This is a genomic window from Oleomonas cavernae, assembly GCF_003590945.1.
Lineage (GTDB): Bacteria > Pseudomonadota > Alphaproteobacteria > Zavarziniales > Zavarziniaceae > Zavarzinia > Zavarzinia cavernae.
This window is the reverse complement of the sequence record NZ_QYUK01000011.1, coordinates 3426627-3447305: the sequence shown is the minus strand read 5'-3', so window position 1 is coordinate 3447305 and position 20679 is coordinate 3426627. Positions and strand designations below refer to the sequence as shown.

Genomic DNA, 20679 nt, shown 5'->3' with positions numbered 1-20679 from the left:
ATGACGATGATCCACGCCCCGCTGGCGCGTGCCTGGCAATACCGCCGGCCCGCCGCGCTTTCCGTTGCCTTTGTCTCGTTGCTTGCCGCCTGTTCGCCGGACCAGACGTCCCAGACCGCCACCGGCAGCACACGGCCGAGGGATCCCTCGACCGGGGCGGACCCTGGCCCACAAGCGGATGCGCTCGGCACGCTCCGCGAGGCACCGGCCAAGGTCGCCGCGCCGTCCACCCTCGCGGTGGGCGGCGCACCGGTCCCGTCGGCCCCGATGCCCGAGCCCACCACCGACCGCTTCACCGATGCCGAACAGAACCCGGTCAAGGTGGTGGCCGAGGAGCCGGTCTCCACATTCTCCTCCGATGTCGACACCGCGTCCTATGCGGTCGCCCGGCGTTACCTGCGCGAGGGCCAGATGCCGCCGGCCGGTGCCGTGCGGGTCGAGGAGATGATCAACTACTTCCCCTATGACCTGGCCGGCCCCAGCGACCCGGCCCGGCCCTTCACCACCCGCGTCGCGGTGATGCCCAACCCGTGGAACGTCGACACCAAACTGATGACCGTGTCGATCAAGGCGCTGGACTTGAGCGAGGGCCGCCGGCCGCCGCTGAACCTGGTGCTGCTGGTCGACGTCTCGGGCTCGATGGGGCCGCCGGACCGCCTCGCCTTGCTGAAGACCTCGTTCATCGATTTCGCCCGCAGCCTGCGGGACGAGGACAAGATCTCGATCGTGACCTATGCCAGCGGCGTCGCCACGGTGCTGGAGCCGACCTCGGGCGAGAACAAGCGCAAGATCATCGCGGCGATCGAGGGCCTGGGCGCTGGCGGTTCCACGGCGGGTGCCGACGGCATCGAGCGGGCCTATGGCCTGGCCCGCGCCAATTTCGACAGGCACGCGGTCAACCGCGTCATCCTGGCGACCGACGGCGACTTCAACGTCGGCATTACCGATCCCAAGGCGCTGGAGAGTTATGTCGTCGAACAGCGCAAGCAGGGCATCTATCTCTCGGTCTTAGGCGTCGGCATCGGCAACCTGAACGATGCCCTGATGCAGCGCATGGCCCAGGCCGGCAACGGCAACGCGGCCTATGTCGACAGCGCCATCGAGGGCCGCAAGGTGTTGCAGGAGGAAGCGGCCTCGACCCTGGTGCCGGTGGCCGACGATGTGAAGTTCCAGGTCGAGTTCAACCCGCAGAAGGTCAGCGAGTATCGCCTGATCGGCTACGAGACGCGCGCCCTGCGCCGCCAGGATTTCACCGACGACAGGATCGATGCCGGCGACGTCGGCTCGGGCAAGGTGGTCACCGCGATCTATGAGATCACCCCGGCGGGGTCCAGGGGCTATGTCGAGCCCCTGCGCTACGGCACGCCGGAGGCGACCAGCGGCAGCACCGATCACGGCGAGGAATTCGCCCATCTGCGCATCCGCTACAAGCAGCCGGGCCATGACACCAGCGCCCTGATCGAACGGCCGGTGACCGCCAGCGACGTGGTTGCCGGCCTGGGCGATGCCAGTGACGACCAGCGCTTCGCCGTGGCCGTCGCGGCTTACGGCCAGAAGCTGGCCGGGGTGAGCTTCGTCGCCGACCTGTCCTGGTCGCAGATCGCCGATCTGGCCCAAGGGGCGCGGGGTGAGGACGTCAATGGTTACCGGGCGGAATTCGTCCAGTTGATCAAGGCCGCCGACAGCATCGATTGAGTGTGCTTGCTTGTTATCGTCATCCCGGCGGAGGCCGGGATCCATTCGGGGGCAGCGCGCGATGTCGCAATGGATCCCGGCCTTCGCCGGGATGACGCCTGTTCTTATGGTGCTCAATCCCGGGGCGGGAAGGCGGTGTTCACGGCACGCAGGTCGTCGCAGAAGGTGCGCACCACCATGTTGGGCTTGCCCACACCGGGTGTGGCCAGGGCGATCTCGGATTCCAGGGCATAGCGGGCAGCGTCCAGTGCCTGCATGCGGCCGGCGGTGACCCAGGCCTGGGCATAGTGTTCGGGCAGGAAGCCGACGAAGCAGCCCGACAGGATCAGGTGGGCCTGGGCCTCCATGTTCTCGACGCTGGCCTTGTGGATCACCCGGCCCATGGCGGCCATGTCGCGCTCCAGGCTGTAGGCGCGGGCGACGAAGCGGCACCGGGCGATCGCCGCCTGGTCGATCTGATTGGCCGGTTTGCCGAACAGCTCGTGGCCCTCGCCGCAATAGAGCAGGCTGCGTTCCTTGTAGAGGATTTCGTAGTCGACGCCGGCGACATGGCGGGGGAAGACGCCCACCGCCAGGTTCATGCGGCCGTCCAGCAGGGCGTGGTTGAGGGCTGAGGGCCGGTCGACCATCAGGCGGATGTGGACGTCGTTGTCGCGCTGCTCGAAGCGGCGGATGGCGCCGGCGATGGGCGAATGGCTGTCGGTCACCGTGCTGTCGACCAGGCCGATCTGCAACTCGCCCACCAGCTTGCCGCGCAAGGACGCGGTTTCCGAGCGGAAGCCTTCCAGGGCGGTGAACAGGCGCTTGGTCGACAGGTGCACCCGCTCGCCCTTGTCGGTCAGGCGGAAGCCGCCGCGGCCGCGCTCGCACAGGATCATGCCGAGGCGCTGTTCGAGGTTGCTCAGGTGGATGGAAAGGGTCGACGGGGTCAGGCCCAGTTCAGCCTGGGCCCCGGCAAAGCCGCCGTGTTCGGCCAGCGCGTGAAAGACCCGCAACAGGCGCAGGTCGATATTGTCGACTTTCATAGGGGAAAGTTATCGGAACAAAGGCTGCGCGTCATGTCCGGTGGTAGAGCATCCGGCCGATCACGTTGAGGAGCAGTTGCGCCGCGAGGATCGCGGTGCCGCCGGTGTGATCGTAATCGGGTGCCACCTCGACCAGGTCGATCCCGCAGATCGTGCCCCGGCGCGTGAGCCCTTCCAGCAGCTCCAGCACCTCGTAATAGGTGAAGCCGCCGTGGCTGGGCGTGCCGGTGCCCGGCGCGATCGAGGGGTCGAAGCCGTCGATGTCGATGGTCAGGTAATAGCGCTTGCCTGCCGGGATGCGCTCGATCACGGCGTCCACCCCCAGCTTGCGGAACTGGCGCACGCTGAGGATGTCGGAGCCCATGCGCCTGGCGTCGTCATAGCCGTCCTTGGCGGTCGAGGAGACGTTGCGGATGCCGAGCTGGGTCAGGCCGGTGACATAGGGCTTCTCGGCCGCGCGGCGCAAGGGATTGCCGTGGCCGAAGCGCACGCCGTGGCGCTCGTCGACGAAATCGAGATGGGCGTCGACATGGACGACATGGAACGGTTCCTGGTCGTCGAAGGCATTGATGCAGGGGATGTTCACCGAATGGTCGCCGCCCAGCACCAGGGGGATGGCCCCGGCTTTCAGGATCTTGCGCACGCCGTATTCGATGTTGGCGTGGCTCTGGACCGTGTCGGTATGGATGATGTCGGCGTCGCCGATATCAACGATGCGGGCATCGGCGAGGTAGGTGACATCGTCCTCGTGGTCATAGGCGCCGTCGTGCCCGAAGGCGAACAGGGTCGAGGCTTCACGGATCGAGCGGGGGCCGAAGCGGGCACCGGCGCGCCACTGGGTGCCGAAATCGAACGGCGCGCCCATGACCGCGACATCGGCATCGATCTTGTCCCAGTCGCTGCAGATCGGGCTCTTGGCGAAGGTGCAGAAGCCCACGAAGGGCAGGTCCAGCCGGCCGCGATCATATCCCGCCATCAGTCGCGCCTTAGGCCTGGAACCGCGCTGCGACGATGCACAGCAGTTCGAACATCAAGGTAGCGCCCAGGATCGAGGTCATGTTGGAGAGGTCGAAGGGCGGCGAGACCTCGACCACATCGGCGCCGATGATGTTCAGGCCCTGGAGGCCGCGCACCATGCGCTGGGCCTCGAAGGTGGTGAAGCCGCCGATCTCCGGCGTGCCGGTGCCCGGCGCCTGGGAGGGGTCGATCGCATCGACGTCGAAGGAAACGTAGACCGGTTTGTCGCCCACGATTTCCCGCGCCTCGGCGATGATGTCCTCAGGCGTGCGCTTGACGAATTCCTCGATGAAGACGATGCGGAAACCCGCGGCCTTGGCGAAATCGAGGTCGGAGGGGTCGTAGATCGAGCCGCGGATGCCAATCTGGATCACCCGCCTGGGGTCGAGCAGGCCTTCTTCCACCGCGCGGCGGAAAGGGGTGCCGTGGGTATAGAGATTGTCGCCGAAATAGCGGTCGTTGGTGTCGGAATGGGCGTCGAAATGGACCATGCCCACCGGCGTGGTCGAGGCCAGGGCGCGCAGGATCGGCAGGGTGATCAGGTGGTCGCCGCCGGCCGAAATCGGGATGGTGCCGTGGCCCTTGATCTCGCTGAAGAAGCCGGTGATCAGGTCCAGCGACTTCATCAGGTCGATCGGGTTGACCGGGGAATCGCCCAGATCGGCCACCCGGGCCAGGTCGTAGGGCGAAATCCCGCTGGCATGGTGGATGCGGCGGATGAAGCTGGAGGCATTGCGGATTTCCCGGGGCCCATGGCGTGCACCGGCCCGGTTGGTGGTGCCGCCGTCGAAGGGTACGCCCACCAGGCCGATGTCCACGCCCAATGCCGAGGTCGAGATCGGCAGCCGCATGAAGGTCGGCAATCCGGCGAAACGCGGGATCAGCGCGGCATCCTGGGGCTGGGGGAACGACGGGTCAGGCATCATGCTTCCTTGGAGTGACAACTCGGGCGCATGGTTGCCGCTCGAACGCACTTGGAGAATTCTGTTTCGTCAAAGAATGCTTGGATGGCTTTCGATATCAATGCGTCAAACGCCCCTTGAGGAAACGACCATGGTGACGATCAGGGATCCGCGCGCCAGCGACGAGGCCCATTGGCGCGTGTTGTGGGACGCCTATGTCCGCTTCTACCGGGCGAATGTGCCCGAGGCGGTGACGGCGGCAACCTGGGCGCGGATCATGGACCCGGCCCAGCCGGTCAATGCCCGCCTGGCCGAACTGGGCGGCCAGATCGTGGGCTTCGCCACCTCGGTCGTCCACCCCGCCACCTGGTCGATCGCGCCGATCTGCTACCTCGAAGACCTCTTCGTCGATCCCAAGGCCCGCGGCGCCGGCGCCGGCCGCGCCCTGATCGAGGACCTGATGGCCCAGGGCAAGGCCCGGGGCTGGGCCAAGCTTTATTGGCACACCCAGCAGGGCAACACGACCGCGCGGATACTCTACGATCGCCTGGGCCCGGCGGATGATTTCGTGCGCTATGTGCTGGCGCTTTAGCGGCCCGACGACCCACCTCACCCCACCCTCTCCCCCCTAAAGGGCGGAGAGGGCTAGCAAGCTTTCCCTCTCCGCCGCTTGCGGGGGAGAGGGTGGGGCCCGCCGCGTCAGCGGTGGGAGGGTGAGGTGGTCGCGCTCGCTTTCAACGTCTCGCGCACCGTCTCCAGGATTTCCCGGGACAGGGCCTCGTCATTCACTGCCCGTGCAAGGGACAGGGCGCCCACCAGGCTGACCAGCAGGTTGATCGCCTGGGCCCGGCCACCGTCGGGTGCCATCCTGGTCATGCCGGCCAGGTTGCGCTTCACCTGGCCGGTATAGGCGGTGCGCGCTGTCTCGTTGCTGCGGGCGATGTCGGCGACCAGGGCTGTCACGGCACAGCCGTCGGCCACGCCGTCGCGGTGTGCCGGGCTTAGATAGTAATCGATCAAGGCCGCCAGGGTGACACCGCCCAGACGGCCGTTGCTCTGGGCTAGGGCATGGCCCACCGCCTCGGTCACCAGCTCGTCGCGCGAGTCGAAATGGCGGTAGAAGCCGCCATGGGTCAGGCCCGCCTCCTTCATCAGGTCGGCCAGGCTGACCCCGTCGATGCCGGACTCGCGGAAGCGCTGCGACGCGATCTTGACGATGCGCGCATGGGTCTGCGCCTTTTCCGCCTGGGAATGGCCCATGACACCTCCAAAAACACTGTCCGCAGCCTCGCAAAAAAACTCGGCCGCGCCAACAGGATTGTGATCGACATCCTTCTGGATGATGAATAGCATCCTGATGCCTTTAAGGGAGGTGCGCCGATGTCCGTCGAATTCGTCTTCGACTATCAAAGTCCCTATGCCTACCTGGCCAGTACCCAGCTTGCGGGCCTGGGCGTGCCGATCGACTACACACCGATCGCCATCGTCAAGGTGATGAAGGCCGTGAACAACCGGCCCTCGCCCGAATGCCCGCCCAAGGCGCGCTATGCCGGGCTCGACGCCCGCCGCTGGGCCGAGCTTTACGGCGTGCCCTTCGGCATGAACCAGCAGTTTCGTGGCGCCGCCTATGGCGGCGGCTTCGAGGTCGAGGCGCTGATGCGCGGCGCGCTGGTGGCCGGGGATGAAGGGGTGATCGCCGCCTATAACGCTGTGGTCTTCGGGGCGATCTGGGGCCAGGGTGCCGATATCGTGACGGCCGAAGGGCGCCGGCAAGCCTTTCACGGCACGGGCATCGACATCGATGCCCTGTGGGACAAGGCGGCAGATCCGGCGATCGCGGCGCGGCTGGAGGGCAACAACGCGCGCGCCGTGGACCGCGGCGTGTTCGGCGTGCCCACCTTCTTCGTGGGCGAGGAAATGTTTTTCGGCAACGACCGGCTGGATTTCGTGCGCCGGCGCATCGCCACGGGAGCCGCAGCATGAGCCGGAAAATCGCCCTCGTCACCGGGGTCGGCCCCGGCACCGGCGCCGCCATCGCGCGCCGCCTGGCCAAGGGCGGCTATGAGGTCGCGATGCTGGCGCGCACCGCGGAACGCCTGAAGTCGCTCGAGGCGGAAGTGCCCGGCACTCACGGCTTCGCCGTCGACGTGGCCGATGGGCCTGCCCTGAATGCGACCCTGGACGAGGTCACGGCCAGGCTGGGCGCGCCCGAGGTGGTGGTGCACAACGCCGTGGGCGGCGCCTTCGCCAATTTCCGCGACATCAATCCCGATGTGCTGCAGCAGAATTTCCAGACCAATGTCATGGCCCTGCTGCACCTGGCCCGTCACACTACGCCGGCCATGATCGCGGCGGGCAAGGGGGCCTTGATCGTCACCGGCAACACCTCGGCCCTGCGCGGCCGGGCCAATTTCGCCGGCTTTGCGCCGACCAAGGCGGCCCAGCGCATCCTGGCCGAATCGATCGCCCGCGAGGTCGGGCCCAAGGGCGTCCATGTCGCCTATCTGGTGATCGACGCGGTGATCGATGTCGAATGGACGCGGCGCATGCGCCCCGACGCGCCGGACGATTTCTTCATCCAGCCGGCCGACATCGCCGAGGAAGTCTGGCACGTCGCCCACCAGGCGCGCAGCGCCTGGTCGTTCAATGTCGAGATCAGGCCGTTCGGCGAGACCTGGTGAGCAAGTCGCCAAAGCGCCGGGCGAGCGTATGGGCATCGCCCGGCCAGCGGCCCGACAGGTAATTGCCGTCTTCGACCACGAAGGCCGGCGTCTCGTCGCCTGCCGTATCGCGGGCGGTGCCGCGGGTCTTGGCCGTGTAATGCGGATCGTCGCGCGGCACGTTGCGGAAATCGCCGGCGTCGGCCAGGGCGCGGGTGACTTCCTGCTCGACGCCCATGTAGCCCGCAGGCTGGCCCGGCGCTTCCCTGTAGGTGCGGTAGTAGTGGGGATCCCAGAAGCGGCCGAGCTTGTTCAGGCGCCAGGCCGCGCTTTCCTGCGCCCAGGTCAGGGCCGTGGTCTTGCGGCCGTGCAGCACCGAGCGGCCGGTGGCGGGATCGATGCTGCGGGCGGCCAGCAGCACGCCGTGGCAGATCGCGGCGACCGGCTTGCCCGCCGCAAAGAAGCCGACGGTCAGGTCCTGCAGCTGCTTGCTTTCCAGATATTGGCGCATGCCCCGCGCCCGGTGCCCGCCGGGCAGGAACAGGCCGTCGTAATCCTCGACCCTCAGGGTGTCCCAGCGCAGCGGCACCAGAAAGGCCGGATCCAGGGTCATGCGGGCATAGGCCCGCCGGGCATCGCCGTTCGCCCGCAGCACCAGGCCCAGCGCCACCAGGCTGTCGAGCCCCGGCAGGAAGCCCCAGGGATCGAGGCCCCGGCCGGTCAGCATCAGGTCGTCGGCCATGCCCGGCGTGCCGCTGGCCGTGGCAAACACCACCGTGTGCCCGGCCTGGGTCAGGACCGCCCAGGTCACCGCGACCTCCGACGGATCGAAATCGCGGTCGGGGATCGGCATCAATACACGGGCCATGAGGGGGTTTCCTGATGAAGCTTGGGGGCAGCCTACATCAGCCTTGGACGTCGATCATGCGTCCTTCGAGACGCCAAGCTGCGCTTGGCTCCTCAGGATGAGGCAAGTCTTTGTACCAAAAAGATTTTCCTCATCCTGAGGAGGCCCGTAGGGCCGTCTCGAAGGACGCACGACAGCCGCGTCAGCGCCGTCCGGTGTCCATGAAGTCGGCGGCGCTGAAGCCCTCGGGGGCGGCGATCTCGACGATCGCCTCGTCGCGGTCGTCGAACTCGGTGCGCAGGGCCCGGCTCATCACCGCGTGCATATCGTAGAGGCAGGTGATGTAGGTGAATTCCAGGATCTGCTCGTCGCTGAGGAAGCTTTTCAGCGCGGTGAAGACCGCCTCGGGCACCCGGCCGCCCTGCAAGACCAGGCAATCGGTATAGGCCAGCACCGCCCGTTCCTCGGCCGAGAAACAGGTGGCGACCGGCCAATGCGGGATGGCGGCGATTCTCTCTTCCGAAACCTTCAGGCCGCGCAGCGACTTGCAGTGCTGCGAGAAGACGAACTGGCTGCCCTTGGCGAAACCCGCCCGGGTCTGGCCCAATTCGCGCAATACCGGATCGATCAGCCGCTTGGGGCTGCGATAGAACTGGAAGCCGCGCACCGCATGGTCCAGGGCGTCGGGCACCAGGGCGAAGACGCTCCACCAGTTGCCCGGCGTGCCGGTGTCGGTGCCGGGATCGGCCACCGGGTCGCGGTCGCCGAACAGCAACTGGTACATGGCCTGGACGATCGGGGCATTGTCCGGGCTCTTGGGCACCTCGCGCAGACGCGGCATGGCCTCAATTCCTCTCGATCAGGGTGGCGGGGCCGCGGGCCTCGTGGCGGATGTCGTCGGGGCCGAAGGCCTTGGTGGACGCGGCCAGTTCCATCATGATGCCGTTGGGATCGGTGAAATAGACCGAGCGGACGAAGACCTTGTCGTGCATGTCCGGGCTGAAGCCCTGGCGGCTGTCGTCGTGGTTCAGCACCACGGGGAAGGTGGGGACGCCGGCCGCCTCCAATGCCGTGCGGTACTCGTCGAGTTTCTCCTCGGGCACCGAGAAGGCGACATGGTTCATCGACCCCACCGCCGTCTTGGGATCCATGGGGAAATGGGCGACCGAGGCGATGCCGGGGGCCGGGGGCGGCACTTCCGGCCACCAGAAGAAGGCGAGCGTGCCGGCGCCGCCGCAATCGAAGAAGAAGTGCTGGCCGCCGTCGGGCAGGGCCACGGTCTTGACCAGCGGCATGCCCAGGATCCTGGTATAGAAATCCACCGTTTCGGCCATGTCGCGACAGACAAGGGCCAGATGGTTGAAGCCGGTAATCTGCATGTGTCCCCCGCCTTGCCATTCCACTTGACCCCGGGGAATGTGCCGGTCGAGCCTAGCCGCCGGCCGATCATTGTCAAGATAATTGACTAAATATCCCCGATGCGGTGAAGATGGGCACATAACAAGGATCGTCATGGCTGGGACAAGCCCACGGCTGTCTGGTCAACGAAATCGGGTAGTTCCAAGGCATATGCGCACCACTCTCAATCGTCATGGCCGGGCGAAGTCCCGGCCATCCACGTCGGCAAGCTGCCTCTTCCGTCAACAGATGCGGCTCGTCCCGACGTGGATGACCGGGACAAGCCCGGTCATGACGATTGAGAGTGGTGAGGGTGGAAGGAAAACTACCCGAAGGAAGTGGCCTTCCACGCCCCTTTTCCTTAACCGGACAGCCGTGGGACAAGCCCGGCCATGACGACAAAGAGCGATCTGGAGGGGATGGCATGACTTCGAGCCTGAATGCCGGCACGCGGCTGCGGGCACTGCTTGCGCGGCCGCAGATTCTGTTGGCGCCGGGCGCCTTCGACGGCATCTCGGCGCGCTTTGCCGCGGCCGCGGGGGCCGAGGCGGTCTATATGACGGGTTTCGGCGTCGCCGGTTCGCTGCTGGGGGTGCCTGATATCGGCCTGGTGACGGCCACCGAAATGGCCGACCGCGTGCGGGCCCTGGCGGAGGCCGCGGCCGGCACCCCGCTGATCGCCGATGGCGACAACGGCCACGGCGGCGCCTTGAACGCGGCGCGCCTGACCAGGCTCTACGAAGGCGCGGGCGCGGCCTGCATCCAGCTCGAAGACCAGGTCCTGCCCAAGCGCTGCGGCCATATGGAAGGCAAGGAGATCGTCGCCTTGGGCGAGGCGACGGCGCGCATCAAGGCCGCGGCCGGGGCCAGGCACGACGGCGGCTTCTGCGTCATGGCACGCACCGATGCCCGCGCGGTGGCCGGCCTCGACGAGGCCTTGCGCCGGGCCGAGGCCTATCTGCACGCCGGTGCCGACCTGCTGTTCGTCGAGGCGCCGCAGACTTTGGAAGAGATGCGGGCGATCGCCGAGCGGTTTCCGGGCACCCCGCTGGTCGCCAACATGGTCGAGGACGGCAAGACCCCCTATCTCGACGCCAAGAGCCTGCAGGACACCGGCTTCAGGCTGGTGATCTTCCCGGTCTCGGTGCTGCTGGTGGCGGCCAAGGCGGTCGAGGATGCCTATCGCGCGCTGCTGGGCGCCGGGCGCCTGCCGGCCGAGGCCGAGAGGCTGAGCTTCGCCGGCTATAACGAGCGGATGGGGTTGGGTGAGCTACTGGCCAAGGCTCAGGCGCTCTTGCCCGCCACCAGTTGAGGCGGGTGGCCCCAGTCTTCCCCAAGCCCGCGCGCAGGCCGGCCAGCTTGTCCGGCCCGATGCGGGTTTCCAGCACGCTTTCGAGTTCCAGCAGCAGCCTGGTCGCGGTCTTGTGGATGGGCATGGCCTCCAGGCTGAAATTCACGATGCGGGCGCGCTTGTCGTCGGGGTCGGCGGTCACGGTGATCAGGCCGCGCGCCTCCATTTCCGCCAGCATCTGGCTGATCGCCTGGCGGCTGACGCCTAGGTTGATCGCCAGGCGCGAGGCCCGGTGCTCGCCCGAAGCCAGGTTCAGCAGCAGGAAGGATTGCGCCCTCGTGGCGCCTTCGAGGCCCGCCGCGCGCATGCCGGCCTGCAGCGCTTCGTCGAACCAGTAGACGGCGCGGAGGAGATCGAGCATCAGGGGCGAGCGGGACATTGGATTCAACCGCCGGCGGCTTTGCGAGGGCGACCACCCTTGGCGCCGTTCGCTCGCGCCGCTGCGGCCTTGGCCGGCGACGTCGCCCGCCCGGCAATGCGCGCCAGTTCCCGGTTCATCCAGGCGCGCGTGCCGAAAATGCCGGATACCAGCGCGGGCACATAGAGATCAGCGTCCAGTGCTGGCCAGTGCAGGTTTAAGCCCATGCCGTCGACCTCCACGCCGGCAAGTTCATCATCGCTGGCGCCGTGCAGATCCTGCACCAATCGGGCCGGGAAGGCATAGGTGCAGCCATTGACCAGATTGATCGTCACGCGCCCAGTCGCCCGGTCGTAGGTGGCACCCGCGGCACGCGGCGCCGTCTCGAGCAATTTGGCTCCCCGGGCCTGCGCTGCCTTGAGCTGTGCATCAGTCACGCTTGCCATGAATGCGCTCCCATTCCCGCAAGAATTCATCGCGATGGTCGATCACTTCGGCGACCAGCCGCCGCAAATCGGCACGACTGATCCCGACACTGGAAATCAACTCGGGCTCACCACCAGAGCCCAGGAGGTTGATCTTCGCCTGTCCCGCTCCGGTGATATGGACATGGGCTGGCTCATGATCGAGCGTGTAGATCACGAAGCGAAAGCCATGCGCGCGATGGACCACGACCATGGCGCAATCATAACCCATCTGATGGGTTATTCAATACGTATGAGCGTTGCCCCCTGCCGCACCGGGCGGCAGAGAGCATAGGCCCCGATCAGGCTGCGGCCGTAACCTTCACCGGGTGGATCGCGCGGAAGCCGATGGCGAAGCGGTTCCAGGTATTGATCACCCCGATCATGAGGGTCAGCTTCACCGCTTCCTCGTCCGAGAAGTGGCGGCGCATCTCCTCATAGTCGGCGTCGGGCGCATGGCTCTGCGAGACCAGGGTGAGGGCCTCGGTCCAGGCCAGGGCGGCGCGCTCGCGCGGGGAATAGAGCGGCGATTCGCGCCAGGCGCTGAGCAGGTACAGGCGTTCCTCGGTCTCGCCGGCGGCGCGGGCATCCTTGGTGTGCATGTGGATGCAGAAGGCGCAGCCGTTGATCTGCGAGGCGCGGGTCTTCACCAGTTCGAGCAGGCTGTGCTCCAGGCCGCAGCCTTCGGCGTAGTTCGAGAGTGCCACCATGGCGTTCACGGCTTCGGGGGCGGCTTTGTAGAAATTCAATCGGGGGGTCATGGGTCTCAACCTTCCTTGCTGCCTACAAAGAGAAAGACGATCCGGCCCGCCCGGCTGTGACATCAAAAAGGCCGGCGGCGCTGCCAATCCAGCGTGGAGGCGATCATGGTCTCGAGGTCCGAGCGGCGAGGCACCCAGCCCAGGCGGCTGCGCAGCCGGCTGGCGTCGGCGACCAGGGATGGCGGATCGCCGGGGCGCCGGGGGCCGATGACATGGGGCACCGGCCGGCCCAGCACCTGTCCGGCGGCGGCCAGCACCTCGGCCACGCTGGCGCCCAGGCTGGAGCCGACGTTCATCGCCGCGCTGCCGCCGCCCTCCAGCAGGTGGCGCAGGGCCGCAACATGGGCCTCGGCCACGTCGGCCACGTGGACATAGTCGCGCACCGCCGTGCCGTCGGGGTGTCGTAGTCGTCGCCGAAGATCTGCAGGGCCGGGGCCTGGCCCAGGGCGGCCTTGGCGATGTTGGGAATCAGGTGGGTTTCGGGCTCGTGGCTTTCGCCGATCTGGCCTTCCGGGTCGGCGCCTGCGGCATTGAAGTAGCGCAAGGACAGGGAGCGCAGCGGATAGGCAGCCCCCAGGGCGCGCAGGATGCCCTCGAACGCCAGCTTGGTGGCGCCATAGGCATTGATCGGATCCGTCGGGTGGCTCTCGGGGATCGGCGAGGCCGTGGGCAGGCCATAGACCGCCGCCGAGGACGAGAAGACGAAGGGCTCCACCCCCAGTTCGATCAGGGTGCGGGCGAAGGCCAGGGCCTTCACCACGTTGTTCTCGTAGTATTTGAACGGCTGCATCACCGATTCCGAGACGATGCTGAAGGCCGCGAAATGCATCGCGCCCACCGCCCGGTGGCGGCGGATGGCGGCGGTGATCAGTTCGCCGTCGGCAATGTCGCCCTCGACCAGGGGGCCCCATTGCACGGCCTGGGCATGGCCGGTCGACAGGTCGTCCACGGTCACGGGCAGGAAACCGGCCGCGCTCAGCGCCTTGCAGGTGTGCGAGCCGATATAGCCGGCGCCACCGGCGACCAGGATGGCCGGGCGATCTCCCGAAGACTCCATGCTCACTTAACTCCGCGACGGCGCACAGCATTGACTGCCCGGGCGCATCCTAGTCGAGCACCGTGGCGGGCGCCAGCCGCCCTCTTTTGGTCGCCTTTGCGTGGCTTGATGGCGCCAACCAAACAGCCGCAAAGGTATGCGTCGATGGAACTTTTCATGTTCCGCCGGCTGCTGGTGCTCATGACCGGGCTGGGGCTTTCCTGGTCGGCCGCGGGGCAGGATGCCGGTGTCGAGAAGGGCGATCTGCTGATCGCGGTCGGCGACTATAGCTTCGCCGATGACGACGAGGCGGCCCTGGCCGCCGCCGCGCAGCGCCCGCTGGTGCCGCTGGGCGTGCCACCCGCCATGGTCCAGGCCGCCGATCCGAGGCCCCAGCCACCCACGGTCCCCACGGGCTGGCAACTGGGCTTCAACGGTGGCGGCCAGGGCGGCGGCGTCGTGGTCGAAGGCGGCGGCTCGGCCGCGGCCCGCGGGGTCAGCCTGGGCGCCACCGTCGATCCCGGCGCCAGCACCGGGCGCCTGTTTCTGGCGACGCGATCGGCCGACCTGACGCTTGGCTCGCTATCGGCCCGCAGTACCCAGCAAGTGACTTCGATCAGCCCCAGCTCTTCGCCATGGCCACACCGGCCATCACCCTGAAACACACGATCGAGGTCGACATGCCCTGGCACGACACCTCGGTGCTGCTCGATTCACAACGCTCCAGCGGCGACGACGCCTGGCTGCACCGCCTGGAAGCGCGCCAGACCCTGTTCGGCCCGTCGGCGTCGGCGTGCTGATCGAGGAAACCAGCCCGCACAAGGCCGACGTCGGCCTCTCGACCCGTTTGCGCCTGGACTGGTAGGCCTATTCCGTCGCGGTTTCCCGGCGCTTCGCATCGGCCAGCGTGGCGCTTTCCCGCTTGAGCGGGCGCGAGACCGGGCAGACCTGCTGAACGAATTCGTTCAGGGTGTTGGTCAGGTTCTCGCTCACCAGGCGGTAGTGGATGAATTGTCCGCGTTTCTCGCCGGCGATCAGGCCGGCGGCCTCCAGGATCGACAGATGTTGGGAGATCGAGGGCTTCGACATCTCGAAGCGGCTGGCGATCTCGCCCGCGGTCAGTTCCGAATGGGCGAGATAGGCCAGGATTTTCCGCCGGGCGGTGGATGACAACGCCTGAAACACCCGCTGCATTCCTGCTCCTTGATCTCTGGGGCGACCGAATGTCGCGAGAATAGCAAACGGGCGGGATTGACCAAAAGCAAATTACGTAATTAGGTAATTAACGAAATATAGTGCGATTGCCTCGAACCAACAAGGGGAACGCCATGGCCTGTCATTCGACCGAACGCATGATTGCCGATGCGGCAAGCGATGCCCGGGCGGGCATCGTCGTCTGGTCGCCGGTAAAGTCGATCTGGACCGGCAGCGTGACCGTGATCGCCCTGGTCGGCGGGCCGCTCAGTTTCACCGCCGATGCCTTCCTGCTGTTCCTGGTAACCAGCGCAATTACCCTATGCGGCGGCCATTCGGTGGGCATGCACCGGCTGCTGATCCATCGGGGCTTCGAGGCGCCGAAATGGCTCGAACACATCCTGGTCTATCTGGGCACCCTGATCGGGATGGCCGGCCCTCGGGGCATGATCTACGGCCACGACATCCGGGATTGGGCACAGCGCCAGGAGACCTGCCACGACCTGTTCGGCCATCGCCGGCCCTTCCTCCACGATGCCTGGTGGCAGATGCATTGCGAGGTTCGCCTCGATCATCCGCCGCGCTTCGTGCTGGAACCTGCCGTGGCGCAGGATCGCTTCTACCGTATCGTCGAGCGGACCTGGCTGTGGCAGCAATTGCCCTGGGCCGTCGGCTTCTTCCTGGTGGGCGGGTTGCCGTGGCTGATCTGGGGCGTGCCGGTCCGGGTTGCCGTGTCGCTGACGGGCCACTGGCTGGTCGGCCACTTCGCCCATCGTGGCGGCCACCAGGGCTGGCGGGTCGAGCATGTCGCCGTACAGGGCTACAACATCCGCCATATCGGCCTGATCACCTTCGGCGAATGCTGGCACGCCAATCATCACGCCTTTCCCGGCTCGGCGAAACTGGGCCTTGAACCCGGCCAGATCGATCCGGGCTGGTGGCTGATCAAACTGTTCCAATATGCAGGCTTGGCGCGCAATCCGCGGCTGCCTGAACATCTGCCGGCACGGGCAAATGTCGTGCGCGCCACCTCAAGGCCGCAGCAGCAGGCGGGGATCGAACTTGAAGGGGCGGCGGCGGGCGATGGTGAGTTGCGCGGCCTGCGGGTGGGACGGGTTGAGCACGAGGTTGCGCGCCTCGGGCACGATCACCGAGGGCACCGATAGCAGGCAGGCCGCGGCGGTCTCGATGAAGCGGTCGCCGGCGGCGCGGGCGCGGGCGGCACTGCGCAAGTGCTGGTCCTCGGCGGTGATGCTGGCGCCGGCGGTCTCGATGGTCAGCAGGGTGTAGTCGTCGGGCAGCAACTCGCCCGGCAGGTCCAGGTGGACCAGGACTTCGAGCACGGCCAGGGCCGGGTGGTCGGACAGATAGACGGCGGCCTTGCCCGGGCTGTTCCAGCGCCCGCCGAAGCGTCGCGCGCCCTCGCCGTCGAGGGCGGCGTAGGGCGCCCGTGCCAGCCGCCACAATTGCATGGCACGCTAGGCGGCGATGCCGTGGGCGATGCGCCCGAGCAGGACCTCGACCGCGCGGGCGCCGGCCTCGGTATCCAGCCGGTCGAGCGGGGCCTCGTTCTCCAGCAGGCGGCTGGGCCTTCGCAGCCAGACCCGCGCCTTGGCCTCGCTGCCGAAGCACTCGACCGCCAGGGCGACGATGCGGGCGATGCGCACGACCCGGTCGGACTGTTCCGGCGTCAGGCGGCCCAGATGGCGGCGATGCTGCAAGGTCCGGCGCGGGATGATCAGGCGATCGACCTCGCCCGCATCGACGATCCCGTCGGCGATCAGCCGATCGATCGCCGTCACCGGCAAGCCGTCCCGGATCGAGCGCACGGCCGACCCGTCACGATCCTCGACGATCGCCGCAAGCTCGGTCATGGTTTCGATCCCGTGCGCAACATGCCCATGAATATAGGGCAAATTGCGCGATTGGGAAGGGGCTCTTTGACCTGCGTCATCCTGGCGAAGGCCGGGATCCATTGTCCGGCGAGAGGAGATCTGGCGGCAGCAACTCGCTGACCCTGCCATGGATCCCGGCCTGCGCCGGGATGACGGATGGGGCCGGGAACTCAGCCGGCCAATTCCGCCACCGCACCGGTCAGCCGCGCCAGATCGGCATCGCTGGACAGCCGGTGGTCGCCGCCCTTGATCAGGGTCAGGGTCGCGTCGGTGCTCTCGATCCGCGCCAGCAGTTCGGCCGACAGGGCATGGGGCACGTCCTCGTCGGCGGTGCCGTGGATCAGGCGGGTGGGGCAGCGGATGGCGATGGGCCGCCCAGGATCAGATGGTCGCGGCCCTCGGTGACCAAGCCTTGCGTGATCTCGTAGCCTTCAGGGTCATAGGCGGAAGGGTCGCGGAACAGGCCGTCGCGGGCCAGGGCCATCTTCTGGTCGTGGCTGAGCTGGGCCCAGATCAGTCGCTCGGTCATGTCGGGCGCCGCGGCGACGGTGACGAGGCCGGCGACCCGATCCGGCCGGGCCAGGGTGAGCAGGCAGGCGATCCAGCCGCCCATCGAGGAGCCGACGACGATCTGCGGGCCCTGGGTCAGCGAATCAAGCACGGCGATTGCGTCATCCAGCCAGCGCCCGATGGTGCCGTCGGTGAAGGCGCCCGACGAGCGGCCATGGCCGAAATAGTCGAAACGGGTGAAGGCCCGGCCGGTATTTGCACAGTAATGGTCCAAAGCTGTGGCTTTGGTGCCGGTCATGTCGGACTTGAACCCACCCAGGAACAGGACGCCCGGTGATTTCCCGGTGCGGCTGTGATAGGCGAGTCTATTGCCGTCGCCACGCAGCAGTTGAGCGGGTGCGTCGGCGGCGGAAGGGGCATCGGCGGCGTTCATGAGCGATACATATACCGGCATCGAGGCTGATGCCATGGCAGCAGCACCCAGCCCCGGCCGCCTGCCCCGCGTGCTGCAGGTGTTGCCCGCGCTGGGTGCCGGCGGGGTGGAGCGGACCGCGGTCGATGTGGCCGGCGGCCTCACCGCTGAAGGAGTCGAGACCTTCGTCGCCTCGGAAGGCGGGCGCCTGGTCCACGACCTGGAGCGGGTGAGCGCCCAGCACATCACCCTGCCGCTGGCGACCAAGAATCCCTTGCGCCTGCGCGCCAATGTCCGCCGCCTGCGCGCCCTGGTGCGCGAACACGGCATCGAGCTGATCCATGCCCGCTCGCGCGCGCCGGCCTGGAGCGCCCGGAGTGCGGCCCGGGCCGAGGGCCTGCCCTTCGTCACCACCTATGCCGGGACCTATAACGAGGATTTTCCGGGCAAGCGGCGCTACAACGCCATCATGGCCTCGGGCGACGTGGTGATCGCCAATTCCCATTTCATCGCCGGCCATGTGCGCGAGCGCTATCCCGCCGTTGCCGATCGGCTGGTGACGATCCCCCGCGGCATCGATATCGACCTGTTCGATCCCGCCCGGGTCAGCCAGGAACGGGTCATCGCCATGGCCAAGGCCTGGCGCCTGCCCGACGGCCTGCCGGTCATCCTCCTGCCCGGGCGGCTGACCCGCTGGAAGGGCCATAGTTTCCTGGTCGATGCCCTGGCCAAGCTGGGACACCATGATTTCGTCTGCTACTTCGTGGGCGACGACCAGGGGCGGTCCAAATACCGCACCGAACTGGAAGACAAGATCGGCCACGTCGGCCTGGGCGGGTCGATCCGCATCGTCGAGCATTGCCGCGACATGGCGGCGGCCTACATGCTGGCCGACGTGGTGGTGGCCCCTTCGCTGGATCCGGAGGCCTTCGGCCGCATTCCGGTCGAGGCCCAGGCCATGGGCCGGCCCGTGGTGGTGACCGACCATGGCGGCTTCCGCGAGACCGTGATCCCCGGCGAGACCGGCCTGCTGGTGCCGCCGGGCGATGTCGATGCCCTGGCCGCCGCGATCCAGGATGCGCTCAACCTGGACGCTTCGGCCCGCGCCGCCCTGGCCCCCCATGCCCGCGCCCATGTCGCGCAGACCTGGACGGTGGAGCGCATGGTCGCCTCGACCCTGGACGTCTATCGCGGGCTGATGGCGGGGCGCTGAACGTCAGGCCAGCAGCCAGCGCAGGGCCAGGAAAGCGCCCAGCGCCAGCAAACCGGCGAAGAACCAGCGCCGGAAGGTGACGGCATCGATGCGGGTACGCAGCCACTGTCCGACGACCTGGCCGGCCAGCGCCGGCACCAGGGTCAGCACCGAAGCCCAGGTGAAGACGCCGGCGCCGCTCAGGGTCAGGGCCAGCGCCAGGGTCGAGACCAGGAAGGACAGGCCCAGCGCCTGGACCAGCGCGTCCTTTTCGAGCCCGATCGCCTGGAGATAGGGCACGGCGGGGAGGACGAACACGCCGGTCGCCGCCGTCACCATGCCGGTTAGGCCGCCGACCACCGGCGCCGCCCAGGCTTCGTGCCGGGGGGCGACCTGAAAGCGCACCTGGATCAGGCCGATGGCGGCATAGAGAACCAGGGCCGCGCCCAGCGCCGCCGCGGCCCCGGCGGCGTTGGCCCCGGCGATCAGGCCGCCCGCGGCCAGGGTGCCCAGGATCACCCCCAGCATCATCGACCAGAGGCGGCGGGCCAGCGGCAGCAGGGTCGCCGTCGGCCGCATCTGCTGCAGGTTGGTGATCACCGAGGGCACGATCAGCAGGGCCGCCGCCTGGGCCGGCGCCATGACCAGGCTGAGCAGGCCGACCGAAATGGTCGGCAGGCCCAGGCCGATCACGCCCTTGACGAATCCGGCCAGCAGGAAGACGGCGGCGATCGTGGCGATCAGCGGGAAATCGAAGGGCATGGCATATGGAACCCGGTGTTAAATGCCGGGCCAACATCCATCAGGACCAATGGCGCGGATATCTGAAACGCTTCGGCCACGGCCGAAGTGCGGTGCAAAGCCCTCTCCTCCGTGGGAGGAGAGGGTTGGGTGAGGAGGTCGTCGGGGCAAAATACCGGCATCTCGCGGCCGCCCGACCCACCTCCCCCGACCCCTCGCCTGCCAAGCGGGCGGAGGGGAGGAGGTGCGGGCTCTCAACCAATCGTGGCGGCTTGATCGGGCCGGGACGCAGCCTCGCCGCTTGCTTTCCGCGGGCATTTCCGTTAGGAACGCGGCTTCTCGACGATCAGTCGACCCGATATTCGTGACCGGCGGCAGATTCCGTGGTCCAGGAGCACAGGCGATGAAGGAAGGTATTCACCCGAACTACCATGTCATCACGGTCGAAATGACCGATGGCACGGTGTTCAAGACGCGCTCGACCTACGGCAAGGAAGGCGACGTCCTGAAGCTCGACATCGACAAGAGCTCGCACCCGGCCTGGACCGGCGGCAGCCAGCGCATCATCGACACCGGCGGCCAGGTCGCCCGCTTCAACAAGCGCTTCGCCAAGTTCGGCATCAAGTAACCCTGTGCCGGCAACGGCGCGGACCATGAAAAGGGCGGCCCTGGGGCCGCCCTTTTTCGTCTGTCCTCAGTAGTTCGTCAGCTCGCACGAACCGTCGGACTTGTACTTGTAGACCTTGCCCTCATAGCCGTCGATCTTGCCGAAGGGGATGTAGGGCCACAGGCCCGTGGTCTGATCGGCGGTCGAGGCATAGACATTGGCGCCCGCGGCCTTGGCCATGGCGCCGCAGAACAGGTTGCCGTCGCCGTCGCCGCCCGGCTCGCTGATCCGGGCCGCCTGGCAGGCAACCAGCCAGATATCGTCGACCAGGCCTTTGAGGGTCGAGAACAGGGGCTCGACATTGCCGCGCTTGATGCCGGTGCCCAGCGACAGGCCATAGCCGCCGTTGTCGCCCTTGGCCTTGCCGTGGCAGTTGATCACCAGGGCCAGCAGCTTGCCGTTGGTGGCCGAGCGGGCGACCGAGGCGACGTTGATCATCAGCCACTTGGGATCGGTGTCCTTGGTAACCTTGCGGGTATTCCACATCTTGTAGTCGGGGCCGGGCACGTTCTCGGCATTGAGGACCATGGCCGGCTGCGGGATTGTGATCATGA

At 67.3% G+C, this 20679-nt stretch carries 28 protein-coding genes and 1 pseudogene; 9 read left to right on the top strand and 20 right to left on the bottom strand.

Features of this window, described 5'->3' with window-relative positions:
* Positions 1-1695: a vWA domain-containing protein gene (locus D3874_RS20565; RefSeq protein ID WP_119780251.1), complete on the top strand. Its 1695-nt coding sequence runs from the start codon at positions 1-3 to the stop codon at positions 1693-1695.
* Between the two features lie 113 nt (positions 1696-1808).
* Here the strand turns inward: D3874_RS20565 and D3874_RS20560 are convergent, their stop codons facing one another.
* From D3874_RS20560 to speB (D3874_RS20550), 3 genes are read right to left on the bottom strand one after another with little or no spacing between them, the layout of a single operon-like run.
* Complete coding sequence (locus D3874_RS20560; RefSeq protein ID WP_119780249.1) at positions 1809-2720, bottom strand: LysR family transcriptional regulator; 912 nt, start codon at positions 2718-2720, stop codon at positions 1809-1811.
* 31 nt (positions 2721-2751) lie between these two features.
* Complete coding sequence (speB, locus tag D3874_RS20555; protein WP_119780247.1) at positions 2752-3696, bottom strand: agmatinase; 945 nt, start codon at positions 3694-3696, stop codon at positions 2752-2754.
* A gap of 10 nt (positions 3697-3706) precedes the next feature.
* Positions 3707-4660 (bottom strand): agmatinase, encoded by a 954-nt coding sequence (speB, locus tag D3874_RS20550; RefSeq protein WP_119782412.1) that lies wholly within the window; start codon positions 4658-4660, stop codon positions 3707-3709.
* Positions 4661-4790: 130 nt separating this feature from the next.
* Here speB (D3874_RS20550) and D3874_RS20545 point away from each other — a divergent pair, with 130 nt between their 5' ends.
* A complete protein-coding gene (locus D3874_RS20545; protein ID WP_199699176.1) occupies positions 4791-5231 on the top strand; it encodes a GNAT family N-acetyltransferase in 441 nt (146 codons plus the stop codon).
* Positions 5232-5338: 107 nt separating this feature from the next.
* On the opposite strand, the gene D3874_RS20540 is transcribed toward D3874_RS20545, so the two are convergent.
* Entirely contained in the window at positions 5339-5899 is a 561-nt protein-coding gene (locus D3874_RS20540; protein ID WP_119782410.1) for a TetR/AcrR family transcriptional regulator, read from the bottom strand.
* 120 nt (positions 5900-6019) lie between these two features.
* Here D3874_RS20540 and D3874_RS20535 point away from each other — a divergent pair, with 120 nt between their 5' ends.
* Positions 6020-6622, top strand: coding sequence for a 2-hydroxychromene-2-carboxylate isomerase (locus tag D3874_RS20535; RefSeq protein ID WP_119780245.1), 603 nt, complete (start codon positions 6020-6022; stop codon positions 6620-6622).
* Positions 6619-7320: an SDR family NAD(P)-dependent oxidoreductase gene (locus tag D3874_RS20530; protein ID WP_119780243.1), complete on the top strand. Its 702-nt coding sequence runs from the start codon at positions 6619-6621 to the stop codon at positions 7318-7320. The genes D3874_RS20535 and D3874_RS20530 overlap by 4 nt, the downstream gene beginning before the upstream one ends.
* On the opposite strand, the gene D3874_RS20525 is transcribed toward D3874_RS20530, so the two are convergent.
* The 3 genes from D3874_RS20525 to D3874_RS20515 all read right to left on the bottom strand — a co-directional run bounded on the left by D3874_RS20525 (position 7295) and on the right by D3874_RS20515 (position 9525).
* The gene (locus D3874_RS20525; RefSeq protein ID WP_119780241.1) at positions 7295-8167 is read right to left on the bottom strand and encodes a type 1 glutamine amidotransferase domain-containing protein; all 873 of its coding nucleotides are present in this window, start codon (positions 8165-8167) and stop codon (positions 7295-7297) included. The two genes, D3874_RS20530 and D3874_RS20525, sit on opposite strands and share 26 nt — an antisense overlap.
* A gap of 181 nt (positions 8168-8348) precedes the next feature.
* Entirely contained in the window at positions 8349-8987 is a 639-nt protein-coding gene (locus D3874_RS20520) for a carboxymuconolactone decarboxylase family protein (protein WP_119780239.1), read from the bottom strand.
* A gap of 4 nt (positions 8988-8991) precedes the next feature.
* The gene (locus D3874_RS20515; protein ID WP_119780237.1) at positions 8992-9525 is read right to left on the bottom strand and encodes a VOC family protein; all 534 of its coding nucleotides are present in this window, start codon (positions 9523-9525) and stop codon (positions 8992-8994) included.
* Positions 9526-9968: 443 nt separating this feature from the next.
* Here D3874_RS20515 and D3874_RS20510 point away from each other — a divergent pair, with 443 nt between their 5' ends.
* Positions 9969-10856, top strand: coding sequence for an isocitrate lyase/PEP mutase family protein (locus D3874_RS20510; RefSeq protein ID WP_119780235.1), 888 nt, complete (start codon positions 9969-9971; stop codon positions 10854-10856).
* 163 nt (positions 10857-11019) lie between these two features.
* On the opposite strand, the pseudogene D3874_RS32130 reads toward D3874_RS20510, so the two are convergent.
* The 6 genes and pseudogenes from D3874_RS32130 to D3874_RS20485 form a co-directional block, all read right to left on the bottom strand.
* Positions 11020-11202 (bottom strand): annotated as a pseudogene (locus tag D3874_RS32130) (MarR family transcriptional regulator); the annotation flags it as partial.
* Positions 11203-11279: 77 nt separating this feature from the next.
* Positions 11280-11699, bottom strand: coding sequence for a DUF2442 domain-containing protein (locus D3874_RS20500; protein WP_119780230.1), 420 nt, complete (start codon positions 11697-11699; stop codon positions 11280-11282).
* Entirely contained in the window at positions 11683-11931 is a 249-nt protein-coding gene (locus D3874_RS20495) for a DUF4160 domain-containing protein (protein ID WP_119782409.1), read from the bottom strand. Before D3874_RS20495 ends, D3874_RS20500 begins: the two co-directional genes overlap by 17 nt.
* 88 nt (positions 11932-12019) lie before the next feature.
* Positions 12020-12478, bottom strand: a complete 459-nt coding sequence (locus D3874_RS20490; RefSeq protein ID WP_119780227.1) for a carboxymuconolactone decarboxylase family protein — start codon at positions 12476-12478, stop codon at positions 12020-12022.
* 62 nt (positions 12479-12540) lie between these two features.
* Positions 12541-12834, bottom strand: a complete 294-nt coding sequence (locus tag D3874_RS31675; protein WP_338016738.1) for a hypothetical protein — start codon at positions 12832-12834, stop codon at positions 12541-12543.
* Positions 12771-13535 (bottom strand): NAD-dependent epimerase/dehydratase family protein, encoded by a 765-nt coding sequence (locus D3874_RS20485; RefSeq protein ID WP_338016737.1) that lies wholly within the window; start codon positions 13533-13535, stop codon positions 12771-12773. The genes D3874_RS31675 and D3874_RS20485 overlap by 64 nt, the downstream gene beginning before the upstream one ends.
* A 144-nt stretch (positions 13536-13679) precedes the next feature.
* On the opposite strand from D3874_RS20485, the gene D3874_RS20480 reads away from it, so the two are divergent.
* Positions 13680-14174 carry a hypothetical protein gene (locus D3874_RS20480; protein ID WP_119780225.1) on the top strand — a complete coding sequence of 165 codons (495 nt, stop codon included), beginning with the start codon at positions 13680-13682 and terminating at the stop codon, positions 14172-14174.
* Positions 14150-14314, top strand: a complete 165-nt coding sequence (locus D3874_RS28670; RefSeq protein WP_158596124.1) for a hypothetical protein — start codon at positions 14150-14152, stop codon at positions 14312-14314. Before D3874_RS20480 ends, D3874_RS28670 begins: the two co-directional genes overlap by 25 nt.
* Before the next feature lie 67 nt (positions 14315-14381).
* Here the strand turns inward: D3874_RS28670 and D3874_RS20475 are convergent, their stop codons facing one another.
* From D3874_RS20475 to D3874_RS20460, 5 genes are all read right to left on the bottom strand, one after another.
* Positions 14382-14708: a metalloregulator ArsR/SmtB family transcription factor gene (locus D3874_RS20475; RefSeq protein WP_119780223.1), complete on the bottom strand. Its 327-nt coding sequence runs from the start codon at positions 14706-14708 to the stop codon at positions 14382-14384.
* A gap of 1031 nt (positions 14709-15739) precedes the next feature.
* Positions 15740-16180, bottom strand: a complete 441-nt coding sequence (locus tag D3874_RS20470) for an RES family NAD+ phosphorylase (protein WP_119780221.1) — start codon at positions 16178-16180, stop codon at positions 15740-15742.
* A 6-nt stretch (positions 16181-16186) separates the two neighbouring features.
* Positions 16187-16582 carry a type II RES/Xre toxin-antitoxin system antitoxin gene (gene parS, locus D3874_RS20465; RefSeq protein WP_119780219.1) on the bottom strand — a complete coding sequence of 132 codons (396 nt, stop codon included), beginning with the start codon at positions 16580-16582 and terminating at the stop codon, positions 16187-16189.
* Between the two features lie 191 nt (positions 16583-16773).
* On the bottom strand, positions 16774-16920 hold the full coding sequence (locus tag D3874_RS30700) for a hypothetical protein (protein ID WP_233560071.1): 147 nt from the start codon (positions 16918-16920) through the stop codon (positions 16774-16776).
* A gap of 23 nt (positions 16921-16943) precedes the next feature.
* The gene (locus D3874_RS20460; RefSeq protein ID WP_233560069.1) at positions 16944-17546 is read right to left on the bottom strand and encodes an alpha/beta fold hydrolase; all 603 of its coding nucleotides are present in this window, start codon (positions 17544-17546) and stop codon (positions 16944-16946) included.
* Here D3874_RS20460 and D3874_RS20455 point away from each other — a divergent pair.
* A complete protein-coding gene (locus tag D3874_RS20455; protein WP_233560067.1) occupies positions 17545-18738 on the top strand; it encodes a glycosyltransferase family 4 protein in 1194 nt (397 codons plus the stop codon). The two genes, D3874_RS20460 and D3874_RS20455, sit on opposite strands and share 2 nt — an antisense overlap.
* Positions 18739-18741: 3 nt before the next feature.
* Here D3874_RS20455 and D3874_RS20450 read toward each other — a convergent pair whose 3' ends face one another.
* Positions 18742-19479, bottom strand: coding sequence for a sulfite exporter TauE/SafE family protein (locus D3874_RS20450; RefSeq protein WP_119780216.1), 738 nt, complete (start codon positions 19477-19479; stop codon positions 18742-18744).
* 382 nt (positions 19480-19861) lie between these two features.
* On the opposite strand from D3874_RS20450, the gene rpmE reads away from it, so the two are divergent.
* Positions 19862-20086: a 50S ribosomal protein L31 gene (gene rpmE / locus D3874_RS20445; RefSeq protein ID WP_119780213.1), complete on the top strand. Its 225-nt coding sequence runs from the start codon at positions 19862-19864 to the stop codon at positions 20084-20086.
* 66 nt (positions 20087-20152) lie between these two features.
* Here the strand turns inward: rpmE and D3874_RS20440 are convergent, their stop codons facing one another.
* The gene (locus tag D3874_RS20440; protein WP_147385751.1) at positions 20153-20677 is read right to left on the bottom strand and encodes a hypothetical protein; all 525 of its coding nucleotides are present in this window, start codon (positions 20675-20677) and stop codon (positions 20153-20155) included.
* Between the last annotated feature and the right edge of the window lie 2 nt (positions 20678-20679).